This is a genomic window from Pseudanabaena sp. PCC 9330, assembly GCF_055795045.1.
In genome coordinates this window covers 38,553-50,751 of the sequence record NZ_JAYFES010000107.1, presented here as the reverse complement: position 1 = coordinate 50,751, position 12,199 = coordinate 38,553, and the positions used below count along the sequence as shown (strand labels likewise).

Genomic DNA, 12,199 nt, shown 5'->3' with positions numbered 1-12,199 from the left:
AGCGGTATCAAACCCTAGGGCAATGGGCGGGCATACTTAGGTGGGCCTGGTTTTGGCATTTAGAGTTTTGCGGTCATGGCTCCTCAACTACGCCTTGCAATGAAATTTCCTGAGCTTCCTGAATCGTCTACCAAGCTGCTAAAAGTCGGGGAACCACCCCCGGCTCAGTCTCACTGTTCGCCGGTGCTGACACCCCTGGCCTACTTCCTAGGGCGACGGGTGGTGGTGCCCGCCTACTTTGGCCCCATCACTATTGTCGGCCAAGATCATCTGCCCACTGGCGGCCCTGTCATTTTGGCCCCCACCCACCGAGCCCGGTGGGACTCGATTTTGCTACCCTATGCCACCGGGCGATTGGTTACGGGGCGAGACCTGCGCTTTATGGTCACCGCCGATGAGGTCAAGGGGCTTCAGGGCTGGTTTATTCGGCGGTTGGGGGGGTTTGCGGTCAATGTGAAGCGCCCCACGGTGGCCAGCCTGCGCCACGGGATTGACCTGCTACTGGCGGGCGAGATGCTAGTGATCTACCCGGAAGGGGGCATTCGCCGAGCTGACCGGGTGCATGGGCTCAAACCGGGGCTGGCGCGGCTGGCGGTACAGGCCGAGGTGGCCCAACCAGGGCTAGGGGTGCAGGTGCTACCCGTGGATATTTACTACGGGCAGGCCTATCCGAGCTGGCGCTGCCCAGTCCAGATTCGCATTGGTGAACCGCTAGCGGTGGCTCCCTATCGTCAAGGAGAAGACTCTCCCGAAACGCTCAAGGCGGCGGCCCAAAGATTGACTAGAGATATTAAGACAAGCCTTGAGACCCTGGTGGCCAGTCGTCAGATGATGGCCGCTCCTGACTCTGTCACTGAACCGATCGCTGATCCATAACCGCTGCCGAGGGCGCCCCAAGACATCAAAACTACAGGACAACCAAACGGTGTCATGGTTTTATAGAAACCGTTGGCCCTTCAAGTCAGAATGTCCTATGTTTGATAGCCTCTTTACTGCCAATCCTCTGCCCGATCTGCATGTTGACCCCCTGCGGCCCCTCAAGGGGGTGATTGTGGGGGCAGGGCAGGTGGGCCTGGCCTGCGCCTATTCGATGATGATTCAGAACGTGCTAGATGAGATGGTGTTGGTCGACATCAATCAGGAGAGATTGATCGGTGAGGTGATGGATCTAGAGCAGGGCATGTCCTTTGTGCAGCCCACCACGATTAAGGCCGGAACCATGGCCGATGCTGCCGGGGCTGATGTGGTGATCATTACCGCTGGGGCGGCCCAAAAGGAGGGCGAAACGCGGCTCGACCTGGTGCAAAAGAATGTGGAGCTGCTCAAAAAGCTGATTCCCGATATTGTCACCCACTGCCCCGATGCGATTTTGCTGCTGGTGTCAAACCCAGTCGATGTGCTCACCTATGCCGCCTGGAAGCTGTCGGGATTGCCTAAGGCCAGGGTGCTGGGATCGGGTACGGTGCTGGATACTGGCCGATTTCGATATCTGCTGTCGCGCCGTATGGGCATTGATGCCCGCAGTCTGCACGCCTACATCATTGGCGAGCATGGTGACAGCGAGGTGCCCTTTTGGAGCCAGGCTAACGTGGGCGGCACCTACCTCTACACCGAGGGCATGCCAGAGGGCGATCGCCAGATTATGGACGATATTTTTCAGCAGACTAAAAATGCTGCCTACGAAATTATTAACCGCAAAGGGTACACCAATTTTGCGGTGGGGCTAGCGGTGACTCAAATTGTGCAATCGATCATTCGCGATCAAAACCGGGTGCTGTCGGTGAGCTGCATTTTAGATGAGATCTTTGGCGTCAGGGATGTGTGCCTGAGCGTGCCTGCTGTAGTGGGGCGCATGGGGGTAACCCGGCGGCTTAACTTCACCCTGAGTGGGCGGGAGAAAGAATTGCTGCGGCACTCGGCCCAAACCCTGCGGGATGTGATTGACCACATCAAGTTCTAGAGGGGCTACTCACCGCTCTCCCCAGACCAAAGCAACCGCACGGCCAGCAGGGCAAAACCCACGGCAGCCACTGCTTTGACTAACCGCTCCGGCAAGATTTGGGCGGTGCCTTCGCCAATGATGACTCCCAGCAGACTGGCCAACAGTAGGGCGGCGGCGGTGCCGAAGAAAACCGCGCGGGGTGAGCTAGAGCTGCCTCCGAGGGCGATCGCCGCTAGCTGACTCTTATCGCCTAGTTCGGAGATAAACACAGCGGTAAAGCTCAGGGCAAGCAGGTTCCAGTCCATGGATGGGTCGGGGGTAGAGGGTAAATGGGTAGGGGGTGGATGAAATGTAGGGCGGCACCCCCGTGACCGCCCCGATTACAAATGGGCAATATCCCAGAGGAGGCAGACGGTGATGCCAAGCAGCATGGCCCCAGCGGCGGTGTCGAGGGTAGTGGGGGCGACACGCCGGGCCAGCCACTGTCCTAGCAATACGCCAATCAGGCTGGTGGAGACCAAGGCGGTACCGGCCCCGAGAAATACGATCCATGGTGCTTGGGATTGAGCACTCATCAAGAGCGTAGTGACCTGGGTTTTGTCGCCCAGCTCGGCCAAAAAAATAGTGATAAAAGTGGAACCAAACACCCGCCAGAAAGCTGACCGACTGACGGGTGGCAAGGCCGCAGGTGTAGTGCTGATTGGCGGTTTAGGGACTGGGCTAGAGATAGACACAGTAGGATAGACAGGCTAAACGCTATTTCATAATGCTTTCATTATCTGGGAGTATAGCGGCGATCGCAACCCCAGGCCCTACCGCTGGCTTTGTACAAACCGACCCATCTACCCCCAATGGTGAACAGGCCCATCAGCACCGCCCCTACTCATCCACCCCTACCGCCTCATTAAACCGTTCCATCTCGATGCTCTCTTCGCCGTAGATATCGGCAATGTGCTCTTGGCAACAGTCGATAGCAAAGTCGTCGAGCCCATCGGGGTCAATGCCGAACATGGTCTCAAAAGTGTCAAAGGTGACCCGACAAAAGCTGGGGCGATCGGGGTAGATCGTACAGAGGCGATCGCCCGCATCGTAGTGAATGCACCAGCCGTTTTCGCCCACCATAGAGAGGTAGAGCGCCAGCTGCTCTGGAGTGAGGTATGACGCTAGGTCAGGCCGCTCGTCAGGAGCTAAAAAGCAGCAGGCTCCGCACGACTTGACGCATTGCCAGGTGGCCATAGAATTTCCTTTGGCCTGCTTAGGCCTAGCACGGTGGAGAGAGCGGGTTGGAAGCGCAGGGCTGCCTTAGAATTTTGTTAAGTTATCTAAAATGGATGCCGCATTAGCGGGTAAAATGAGCGCTGAAAGCGAGTTTCATTTTAGTCCAGTCGCCTTGTGTTGGGAGGGTTCATGAGCTTTCTAAGCGGTTTTTTGAGCAATATTAACTTTGAACTGATCGCCCAGCTGACCATGCTAGGCATGATTGTCATCGCTGGCCCCGTGATCGTATTTCTGCTGTTTTTGCGCGGCGGCGACCTCTAGGTCAACCGTTGATGCAGGATTTAGCAGCGTCTGGGGGTTACCCCAGGCGCTGTTTTAGTATGAAAGCTGCGATCGCCAAATCGACTGGCGTAGTGACCTTGAGATTGGTTTCCTCGCCGGGCACCACCTGCACCGGCAGTCCACACTGCTCAAACAGAGCGGCATCGTCGGTGACGCTCCAGCCCTGCTGCCGTCCCTGGTGGTGAGCCTGCTTGAGCAGCGCCACATCAAAGCCCTGGGGGGTTTGGGCCGCCCACAGGTGGTCTCGGTTGGGGGTGGCGATGACCCGTTGGTGAGCGTCTACTTGTTTGATCGTGTCTTTGACCGGCACCGCCGCAATCAGCCCTGGGCTATGGTCGAGGGCGGCGGCACAGCGGTCAAATAGCGCTGAGGTGGCCAGGCAGCGCGCCCCATCGTGAATTAGCACGCGGGTGGCCTCGGCGGGCAGAGCTTGCAGCCCGTTATAGACCGACTCCTGCCGGCTGCTGCCGCCCAGGATAAAGTCTACCGGCTTAGACAGCTGTAGCCCAGCCACGATCGCCTCTAGGTCGGGGCGATCGCTCTCCTGGCCTACCAGCCCAATCCAGCTCACAGAGTCGGCCTGGGCGGCGGCTTGCAGCGTCCAGGCGAGGACTGGTTGCCCCAGCAGGTCAAGCAGAACTTTGTTGCGGTCGGCACCCATGCGGCGACCGCTGCCAGCGGCGGGAATGAGCAGATGAACAGGGGAAGTAGACACAGGCAAAACCGTAATAAGCCTTGTCCCAGTCCAGACACGGAGCTCTGACTGTGGGAAAACCCCAGATTCTGAGCTGGACTGGGCATAGGGCGGGAGAATCGGGGCAATCTCATCCCCGTTTGGGGAAATTTAATTTATTTTGTAAGCCAGATAGCCCCTAAACCTTGGTCAGGTTCCACTACAATACTTCCGAACAGGCATGGACGTGACATATGCGGGTACTGGCTCTTGTTCCAGGGGAAACGGAGACTCAGCTGAGCTTCTTTCCGATCATTAATCAGATCAAAGATAGCTTTGAAAACGCTGAGGTATCTGTGGTCGCGGCACCCAGCGCCACGGCCATCTACCAGCTCTCAAAGGGGGTGGCCGAGGTGGTGCCCTACAACTTTGAGGCTGCCAATAGCCCCGCTGACTGGGCTAATCTGCTGGGTATCGTGCGCGATCGCGAGTTTGATGTCGCCCTGACCCTGACCGACTCTTGGTCGATCGCTCTGCTGCTGTGGCTGAGCGGTGTGCCCACCCGTCTGGGCTACGGCGGGTCGGCCAACAACCTGTTGCTGACCGCCACGGTGCCCCGCACCGCTGAGTCAGCCCACCACGGCGAACTGCTCCAGCTCATCAACGTCACCGGCAGTCTCCCGGCCCTTACCGTCAGCGTGCCGCGCAAAGATCTAGCCGCCGTCGATACCCTGCGCCAGGGGGTAGGGCTGGTGAGTGGCTATGTGCTGATATACCCCGGCCCCACCCCCAGCGGTGCGACCTATCCCACCGAAAGCTGGATCGCCATTCTCAAAGACTTTCAGCAGCGGCAGCCCGACCTGCCCCTGGCCCTGCTTCAGACCGACGATGAGGCTCCCCAGACGGCGGCGATCGCCAGCGCCCTTCCCAATATCCAAATTCTTCGGCCCGAGACCCCAGGTCAGACGGCTGCTCTGATCGCGGCGGCCAACCTGCTGGTGGCAGTTGAGGGTTACCCGCTCAGCCTGGCGATCGCCCTAAAAGTCTATACCCTGGGCTTATTCGCTGGCAGTAGCGCCCTATTGCCCACCGTTGAAGGGGCCGATCGATTGGTATCGCTGACCTCAGCCAGCGGTTCCCTAGCCGACATTGCTCCCGATCAGGTACTCAAAAAGATCTGGAGCGAGGCCGGATAGCGGCCTCACTCTAGGCTCAACCCTGCCTAAGCCGACCCATAGCCCCTGCATCTATGATCTAATAGCAAGGCCGTCACGCCATCCCTATGCCCAGCCATTAGAAGAGTTGACACCTATGGACAAGATTAAAGAACAGGCCAATATTGTCAGCCAGTTGCTGTTTGCTGGCGACACCGGCGAAATTTATACCAAAACCCTCACCCGCACCTGGGATATTTTGCGGGAGATCGGCATTTTGCTGTGGCTGGTGATTTGCCTCACCTTTGTGGGTGGCGAGTGGTTTTACCGCACCTCTGTTGGGCTCGGCAGCAGTGCCCGCTCCTGGTACAGCGGCCTCAGCGAAAAAGGCTCTGATGTAGAGCCGCAGTCGATCGCCTCTACGGGCGAGGCGCTACTCGACACCGTCAAATCGGGCACGACTTACCTGCTAAACCAGGCGCGGCAGCAGCTTGGCCTTCCAGAACCAGAGCCCGTCACGCCGCCTACACCGGCCACACCTCCCGCTCCAACCGCAGTTGAGCCGCCGTCCCCAAGTGGGCCACCCGCTCCAGTTGAGCCGCCCATACCCACTGAACCGCTAGCTCCAACGGCGACCATACTTCCTGCTGCCGAAGATGAGGATGACTTGGCCTAGGGCTCTGACGAGCTGTCTCCCTGACCGGTCTGGCAGGTGCGCAAAGCTCATTACAGTGAGAAACGTTTTCTCGTGATGTTTAGCCGTGGCGACTCAGGTTGCTGCGGTTTAGTTTGTCGCTGTGGCTAGGCGGCACAGCCAGGTAGAAGTTTCTACAATAGCTAGGAGATTCTACGCTCTCTCTCCCCTCTCCCCATGCTCCAGCACTATCTGTTTGTCGGCTTTGGCGCTATCTATTACAGCCAGAGCACCGCCAACCCCCAGCGGCGACCTCACCTGTTGGCCTCTCTGGCCCTTCAGGAGGCAGAGGGCAGTCGTACCGTCGCCCATATTCGCCAGGTCAAGGCCGCTGAGATTCCTCTCTGGCTCGACGAGCAAATGCAGCGCCACATCAACGATGAGATCCGCCACGCCCAGATTTTCACCAAGGCGGTTGAGCGCGAAGGCTATTTTATCGATCTCGACAGCGAGGCCGCCCGGCAGTCGCTGTCGAGCGTGGGGGAAGCCTCTATGCGCCGCTACCACCAGGTGGATGATCTGGCCACGGCACCGCTGCCCAATTTACTGGCCAGCGTGCTGCTAGCTGAAGAAATGGGCGTGCGCGGATTTCGCTGCATGCTCAAAGCCCTGCCCGACCACCTCACCACGACCCGAGCCGCTCTCGAGTCGGTGCTCAAGGATGAAGAACGCCACGTCCGCTATCTTACCGATGCCCTCCACTACTTTCGCGCCACTGCGGTAGTAGACGCCTACCGCCGCGACCTTGAGGGCAAGATGTTTAAGGAGCTAGGCAAAGTGGTGGAATTTATCACCAAGCCCGCCTCAGAGCGCCCCAGCCTGGTGCAGCCTGGCCAAAAACCCGAGCTGTCGTTGGTTTGAGTGCCAAATAGAGCGAGAGGGCGATCGCCCCTGCCCCTGCTAGCCCGGTGGCGATCGCCCCTCACCTTGCTCTCAGAATCCCCCTTAGCGTTGACGCTATAGTTAAACTATCTCACCCACACAATCTGCAAATATTCCCATGGTTTTCTTTGGTTTAGGCAAAGGCAAAAAGTCTGAAATGCCCGCTCCTGGCGATGCATTGCCCGGCAGGGCCGCGACGATGGCCGTGCCCGACAAGCACTACGTCAACGGCAACCCCCTGGTACCTCCCTTCCCGGCAGGCATGGAGCTTGCGCTGGTGGGTATGGGCTGTTTTTGGGGGGCCGAGCGCAAGTTTTGGCAGCTAGAAGGGGTCTACTCTACCGCCGTTGGCTATGCTGCCGGGTTGACCCCAAACCCCACCTACCAGGAGGTTTGCTCGGGGCTAACGGGGCATAACGAGGTAGTGCTCGTAGTGTTTGACCCAGCGGTGGTGAGCTATGAGCAAATTCTGAAGACCTTTTGGGAAAATCACAACCCCACCCAGGGCATGCGCCAGGGCAACGATGTGGGCACCCAGTATCGCTCAGGTATCTACACCTACTCCGACACCCAGCGACAGCTCGCCGAGGCCTCGCAAGCGGCCTACCAAAAGGCATTGAGCGCTGCTGGCTACGGCACCATTACGACTGAGATTTTAGCGGCCCCAGAGTTTTACTACGCCGAGGCCTACCATCAGCAGTATTTGGCTAAAAATCCGGGCGGGTACTGTGGCCTGGGGGGCACAAATGTCGCTTGCCCGGTGGGAATGGCGGTGTAGCGTTAGCCATCGCGACAGATACCGGTTGCAATATTGGTAACGTCGGCCGGGGGGGCAATGGGTTGAGCCATAGTGAAGCCATCTGAGTTTAGCTAGGCACCACCATGACCCCTTCTAACGTTTTCTTTGGGCGCGATCGCCGCTTACCGATCCAGGCGATCGCCCTGAGTTTACTTCTAGTCGGCGGCTGTGCAGCGGCTCCCCACCTGGCCTCTAAGCAAGAGACGGCCACCTCCAGCGCAGGGGTAGCCCTGGGCGATCTAGACTACGACCAAAACCAGGCCATAGCTCCCGCCGCAGAGTTGGCAGCCCCCGATCTGGAGCGGGCGGCCAGCACAGAGCCTATTCCAAGCGACATTGGCCAGCCCACCCCCCAGCTGGTTAAGCAGGCCAGCCTGACCCTGGTGCTGACCGACATCGACGGGGCGATCGCCCAGGTGCAAACCCTGCTACAACAGTCCCAGGGAGATCTGCTCAGCCTGCAAGACCAGCGATCGCCCGAAGGCTATAGCCAGCAGGTATCACTGACGCTGCGGGTGCCCCAGGCTGAGCTAGATAGTGTCTTAAATTCCCTGCGTTCTCTAGGCACCGTGCAGCAGCAGTCGCTCACCGCCGAAGATGTGTCGAGCCAGCTGGTGGATCTCGACGCCCGGCTCAAGAACCTGCGCCAGTCGGAGGTAGCGCTACTGCAAATTATGGAGCGATCGGGTGAAATCTCTCATGTGCTGGAAGTGGCCCGTGAACTTAGCACCGTGAGAGAGAATATCGAGCGCATGGCTGCCCAGCAGCAAAACCTCAAACGGCAGGTGGCCTTTTCACAGATTTACCTAACCCTGCAAAGCCCCGTCACCCAGGTGCCCCCCCTCCGCCCGGTGGGTGAAACCTTGGGCAACACCTGGGACTCGGCCACTCAATCGGTGAAAATGTTTACCGTGAGCGGGCTCAAGCTGGGCCTGTGGCTGCTGGCCTTTAGCCCCTACTGGGCGCTGCTGGCGGCGGCAGGCTACGGCGGCTATCGGCTGTGGCAGCGACACACAATTCAGCCGGTGGCTGCGGAGGCTGAGAATAGTTGAGGATCCCCACCCACTCTCGCTTCCGTTGACTATGTCGAAGAAGCGAGGACTGCCCCTGTCAAGGTGAGCCTACGAAACAACACGATCGACGCCAAGAGTCGAGCGACAAAGCTTTTAGACTCTTGGCGTCGATCGCATACCTAACAAGGCTAGGGCCACTGCTGAGCGATGTTTGAGCCTATGGAAATGTGTAGTGATTGAGTGATTCCCCAAGACACCTCTGACAATAGATCTATGCTGGCTGAACGTGCTGCCCGAGTGCGCTAAGCGGTCTAAATCAGAACGGAGGCAACGTATGGAACTCAAGTCCGTGGCCCTGGCTCTGCCGGAGGATAGCAACCTGATTTTGGGCCAAACCCATTTCATCAAAACCATCGAAGATCTCTACGAAATTATGGTGGGTACCTCGGCCCAGGTTAAGTTTGGCATTGCCTTTTGCGAAGCCTCTGGCCCCTGCCTTATTCGTACCGCCGGCAATGATGCAACTTTACAGCAGGCTGCTGTCCAAAACGCCCAGGCGCTTGCCGCCGGGCACAGTTTCATCATTGTGCTAAAAGAGGCATTCCCCATTAACTTCCTCAACGCCATTAAGCAATGCCCTGAGGTTTGTCACCTCTACTGCGCCACGGCCAACCCAGTAGAGGTGATTGTGGCAGAAACAGCCCAGGGGCGAGGCATTTTAGGCGTAGTTGATGGCTTTTCGCCCAAGGGCGTAGAAACTGCCGAGGATGTCAAAACCCGTCAAGGATTGCTGCGCCAAATTGGCTACAAGCTCTAACCCCGACTGTCTGATCCCGAATCCGAATTCCATCATCCCCCGATTCCCAATCGGCCAACCTGTGGGGGCGAGCCGCTGTTGACCCGACTGAATCGGGGGTAGGCGAGCAGGGTTTGTATGGGCCGCAGCCCAATGCGTGAGGTTAGCTGCGCAACGTCACGCCAAACTGTTTCTCTAAAGCCGCCCGCACCTTTTTGTGCACCGGGTCTACGGTGTCGTCGGTGAGGGTCTGGTCGGGGGATCGGTACACCAGGCGAAAGGCGAGACTGCGCTGGCCTTGGGGCACGCTTTCGCCCCGATACTCGTCAAATAGCGCCACTGATTCCAGCAGTTTGCCTCCAGCTTTGGTCATGGCAGTGGTCAGATCAGCAACGGTAACCTCTAGGGGAGCGTAAAAGGCCAGGTCGCGATCGCTGGCCGGGAAGGTCGAGTAGGCGCCAAACTTCACCGACTTTTGCAGCACCGGCACCAGACAGGTCTCCAGGGCCGACCAGTTGAGCTGAAACACGTACACCTCGGCGGGCAGCTGGCGCTGCTGGCGCAGTTGGGGGTGTAGCTGGCCAAAGCGACCCAGCTCTAGCCGCCCCCGCACCCACAGAGAGGCGGTGCGACCGGGGTGAAAGCGCGGGTCGGTGCTGTCGGCACGGTAGTCTACCGTCAGGCCCAGGCGTTGAAACACACCGTCGAGAATGCCCTTGGCCTCGTACCAGGTGAGAGGCTGATCTTGACCACTGGTCACCCACTGGCTCGATCGCCCATCGCCGCCCACAATGCCGCCCACCGCCTCGGCCTCGTGAATGCCGCCTTCGTCTTGCCAAAAAATATGGCCAATCTCAAAGCCGTTGAGGGGGCCGTTGCCCTGGTTGAGGTTAAATTCGTAGGCGTCGATCAGCCCGTCTACTAGATCTTGCCGCAGAGCCGAATATTCAGGAAAGAGGGGGTTGGCCAGGGTGACCTGGCGATCGCTAATCGGCTTGGTCAGCGAGTAGTGGAGCAGCTCGGTTAGCCCAGCAGCGCGAAATGTCTCCCTCAGGCGGCGGCGCAGTGCGAACTCCACCGATAAAAACCCGCCGATCGCTTTCTGAGGCAGAGTATCGGCAAAGTGGTTGTAGCCGTAGAGGCGGGCCACTTCTTCAATTAAATCGACCTCGCGCTCTAGGTCGCGGTAGCGGTAGGGGGGCACCGTCACCGCCCATACGCCCGCCTCGGGCGCGGGGGCTACCTGGCAGCCCAGGGTCTCTAGCAGCGTTTGAATGGTCTCCGGCGGCAGAACTTGGGGCTGGTCGCCCAGATTAATAACTTTACCCAGCAGTTGGGCCACCCGGCTCAGCCGCAGAGAAATCACCCGCTCGGGGATGGCGGCCCCAAGCGTCGTTGTGCCGGTGGTCTGGGCCATGACGGTGGCTCCGGCCAGCTCTTGCAGCAGCTGGAGGGCGCGATCGCAGGCCAGCTTCAGCTCCGCCGGGTTCACCCCGCGCTCGTAGCGGGCCGAGGCCTCGGTGCGCAACCCCTGACTGCGAGCCGACTTGCGAATTGCCGCTGCATCAAAGAACGCCGCTTCCAGCAGCACCGCCACGGTGCCGTCGTAAACTTCGGTGGCTTCGCCACCCATCACCCCGGCCAGGGCCACGGGCTGGTTATTGGTGGTAATCACCAGGGTCTCTGCGGTGAGCGATCGCTTTTGGCTATCTAGCGTCACCAAGGTTTCACCTGGCTGGGCAAAGCGTACCCCCAGAGCCAGGCTGTCGCCCGTAGTTAACAGGCGATCGCGATCGAAGGCGTGCAGCGGCTGCCCCCACTCCAGCAGCACGTAGTTGGTGATATCGACCACATTATTAATAGGACGGGTACCCGCCGCTAACAGCCGCTGTTGCAACCACTGGGGCGAAGGGCCTAACGCAATCGTTTCTAGCACCGTGCCGATATAGATCGGGCAGGCTTTTTCGTCGGGCAGGTCAATGGCCGGAGCCGCCGAACTAGTCAGTATTGTTGGTGCCTGCGTAACCGGCAGGTGCAGAGTGGCCCCCGTAATCGCCGCCACCTCCCGGGCAATACCCACCATGCTCAGGGCGTCGGCCCGGTTGGCGGTAGAGGTGACATCTAAAATTACGTCGTCGAGACCCAGCAGCGGGCGCACATCCTGCCCCAGCTCCAGAGACTCGGCCTCAAAGATATGAATGCCTTCAGACTCTTTGGCTAGCCCCAGTTCCGAGAGCGAGCAGATCATTCCTGCTGAGGGCACACCCCGCAATTTTCGAGGTTTGATTGTCAGATCAACCACCGGCAGGTAAGTGTCTACCGTAGCCACCGCCACATAGATGTCGGCCCGCACATTGGCCGCGCCACAGACTATAGTTGACCTATCGGCCTGCCCGATATCGACCACACATACGCTGAGCTTGTCGGCATCAGGGTGTGGGGCACGCTCTACTACTCGACCCACCACTACCCCATCGGCCCAGGTGCGTCTATCTTCAATGTCTTCAACCTCAAACCCCGCCATGGTCAGGGCCTCGGCTAGCGCCTCAGCAGACAGCTGAACATTGACGTACTCGTTGAGCCAATTTAAAGATATGCGCATGGTGGAGCTGTCTTAACCGCTAAAAAAATGCTGTAGTGCAATGCCCAAACATTCTACCCCGTGGGCATTACATCTACCCAAGAG

Annotated in this window: 14 protein-coding genes; 9 read left to right on the top strand and 5 right to left on the bottom strand. The window is 58.9% G+C overall.

What is annotated here, in order from left to right:
* Positions 1-75 precede the first annotated feature (75 nt).
* Together AC0QKW_RS14040 and AC0QKW_RS14035 are read left to right on the top strand one after the other, a co-directional pair.
* Entirely contained in the window at positions 76-876 is an 801-nt protein-coding gene (locus AC0QKW_RS14040; protein WP_473151699.1) for a lysophospholipid acyltransferase family protein, read from the top strand.
* Between the two features lie 97 nt (positions 877-973).
* Complete coding sequence (locus AC0QKW_RS14035) at positions 974-1,960, top strand: L-lactate dehydrogenase (protein ID WP_473151698.1); 987 nt, start codon at positions 974-976, stop codon at positions 1,958-1,960.
* A gap of 5 nt (positions 1,961-1,965) precedes the next feature.
* Here AC0QKW_RS14035 and AC0QKW_RS14030 read toward each other — a convergent pair whose 3' ends face one another.
* The 3 genes from AC0QKW_RS14030 to AC0QKW_RS14020 all read right to left on the bottom strand — a co-directional run bounded on the left by AC0QKW_RS14030 (position 1,966) and on the right by AC0QKW_RS14020 (position 3,178).
* Entirely contained in the window at positions 1,966-2,247 is a 282-nt protein-coding gene (locus tag AC0QKW_RS14030; RefSeq protein WP_473151697.1) for a TMEM165/GDT1 family protein, read from the bottom strand.
* 75 nt (positions 2,248-2,322) lie between these two features.
* A complete protein-coding gene (locus tag AC0QKW_RS14025) occupies positions 2,323-2,643 on the bottom strand; it encodes a TMEM165/GDT1 family protein (RefSeq protein ID WP_473151870.1) in 321 nt (106 codons plus the stop codon).
* Between the two features lie 178 nt (positions 2,644-2,821).
* A complete protein-coding gene (locus tag AC0QKW_RS14020) occupies positions 2,822-3,178 on the bottom strand; it encodes a YkgJ family cysteine cluster protein (protein WP_473151696.1) in 357 nt (118 codons plus the stop codon).
* A 171-nt stretch (positions 3,179-3,349) separates the two neighbouring features.
* Here AC0QKW_RS14020 and psb30 point away from each other — a divergent pair, with 171 nt between their 5' ends.
* Positions 3,350-3,481, top strand: coding sequence for a photosystem II reaction center protein Ycf12/Psb30 (gene psb30 / locus AC0QKW_RS14015; protein ID WP_473151695.1), 132 nt, complete (start codon positions 3,350-3,352; stop codon positions 3,479-3,481).
* Between the two features lie 37 nt (positions 3,482-3,518).
* Here the strand turns inward: psb30 and ispD are convergent, their stop codons facing one another.
* Positions 3,519-4,217, bottom strand: a complete 699-nt coding sequence (ispD, locus tag AC0QKW_RS14010) for a 2-C-methyl-D-erythritol 4-phosphate cytidylyltransferase (protein WP_473151694.1) — start codon at positions 4,215-4,217, stop codon at positions 3,519-3,521.
* A 212-nt stretch (positions 4,218-4,429) separates the two neighbouring features.
* On the opposite strand from ispD, the gene AC0QKW_RS14005 reads away from it, so the two are divergent.
* The 6 genes from AC0QKW_RS14005 (at position 4,430) to AC0QKW_RS13980 (ending at position 9,534) form a co-directional block, all read left to right on the top strand.
* A complete protein-coding gene (locus AC0QKW_RS14005) occupies positions 4,430-5,371 on the top strand; it encodes a glycosyltransferase family 9 protein (protein ID WP_473151693.1) in 942 nt (313 codons plus the stop codon).
* A gap of 115 nt (positions 5,372-5,486) precedes the next feature.
* The gene (locus tag AC0QKW_RS14000) at positions 5,487-6,005 is read left to right on the top strand and encodes a hypothetical protein (protein ID WP_473151692.1); all 519 of its coding nucleotides are present in this window, start codon (positions 5,487-5,489) and stop codon (positions 6,003-6,005) included.
* Between the two features lie 195 nt (positions 6,006-6,200).
* Positions 6,201-6,884, top strand: coding sequence for a ferritin-like domain-containing protein (locus tag AC0QKW_RS13995; protein WP_473151691.1), 684 nt, complete (start codon positions 6,201-6,203; stop codon positions 6,882-6,884).
* Positions 6,885-7,023: 139 nt separating this feature from the next.
* Positions 7,024-7,683: a peptide-methionine (S)-S-oxide reductase MsrA gene (gene msrA / locus AC0QKW_RS13990; protein WP_473151690.1), complete on the top strand. Its 660-nt coding sequence runs from the start codon at positions 7,024-7,026 to the stop codon at positions 7,681-7,683.
* Positions 7,684-7,787: 104 nt separating this feature from the next.
* Positions 7,788-8,756: a DUF4349 domain-containing protein gene (locus tag AC0QKW_RS13985; RefSeq protein ID WP_473151689.1), complete on the top strand. Its 969-nt coding sequence runs from the start codon at positions 7,788-7,790 to the stop codon at positions 8,754-8,756.
* Between the two features lie 295 nt (positions 8,757-9,051).
* Positions 9,052-9,534 carry an adenosine-specific kinase gene (locus tag AC0QKW_RS13980; protein WP_473151688.1) on the top strand — a complete coding sequence of 161 codons (483 nt, stop codon included), beginning with the start codon at positions 9,052-9,054 and terminating at the stop codon, positions 9,532-9,534.
* A gap of 142 nt (positions 9,535-9,676) precedes the next feature.
* On the opposite strand, the gene pheT is transcribed toward AC0QKW_RS13980, so the two are convergent.
* Positions 9,677-12,115 (bottom strand): phenylalanine--tRNA ligase subunit beta, encoded by a 2,439-nt coding sequence (gene pheT / locus AC0QKW_RS13975; protein ID WP_473151687.1) that lies wholly within the window; start codon positions 12,113-12,115, stop codon positions 9,677-9,679.
* Positions 12,116-12,199 lie beyond the last annotated feature (84 nt).

Coding starts and splice junctions, on each gene's coding strand:
- AC0QKW_RS14040 (WP_473151699.1), top strand. CDS start 76: ATGGCTCCTCAACTACGCCTTGCAATGAAATTTCCTGAGCTTCCTGAA.
- AC0QKW_RS14035 (WP_473151698.1), top strand. CDS start 974: ATGTTTGATAGCCTCTTTACTGCCAATCCTCTGCCCGATCTGCATGTT.
- AC0QKW_RS14030 (WP_473151697.1), bottom strand. CDS start 2,247: ATGGACTGGAACCTGCTTGCCCTGAGCTTTACCGCTGTGTTTATCTCC.
- AC0QKW_RS14020 (WP_473151696.1), bottom strand. CDS start 3,178: ATGGCCACCTGGCAATGCGTCAAGTCGTGCGGAGCCTGCTGCTTTTTA.
- psb30 (WP_473151695.1), top strand. CDS start 3,350: ATGAGCTTTCTAAGCGGTTTTTTGAGCAATATTAACTTTGAACTGATC.
- AC0QKW_RS14005 (WP_473151693.1), top strand. CDS start 4,430: ATGCGGGTACTGGCTCTTGTTCCAGGGGAAACGGAGACTCAGCTGAGC.
- AC0QKW_RS14000 (WP_473151692.1), top strand. CDS start 5,487: ATGGACAAGATTAAAGAACAGGCCAATATTGTCAGCCAGTTGCTGTTT.
- AC0QKW_RS13995 (WP_473151691.1), top strand. CDS start 6,201: ATGCTCCAGCACTATCTGTTTGTCGGCTTTGGCGCTATCTATTACAGC.
- msrA (WP_473151690.1), top strand. CDS start 7,024: ATGGTTTTCTTTGGTTTAGGCAAAGGCAAAAAGTCTGAAATGCCCGCT.
- AC0QKW_RS13985 (WP_473151689.1), top strand. CDS start 7,788: ATGACCCCTTCTAACGTTTTCTTTGGGCGCGATCGCCGCTTACCGATC.
- AC0QKW_RS13980 (WP_473151688.1), top strand. CDS start 9,052: ATGGAACTCAAGTCCGTGGCCCTGGCTCTGCCGGAGGATAGCAACCTG.
- pheT (WP_473151687.1), bottom strand. CDS start 12,115: ATGCGCATATCTTTAAATTGGCTCAACGAGTACGTCAATGTTCAGCTG.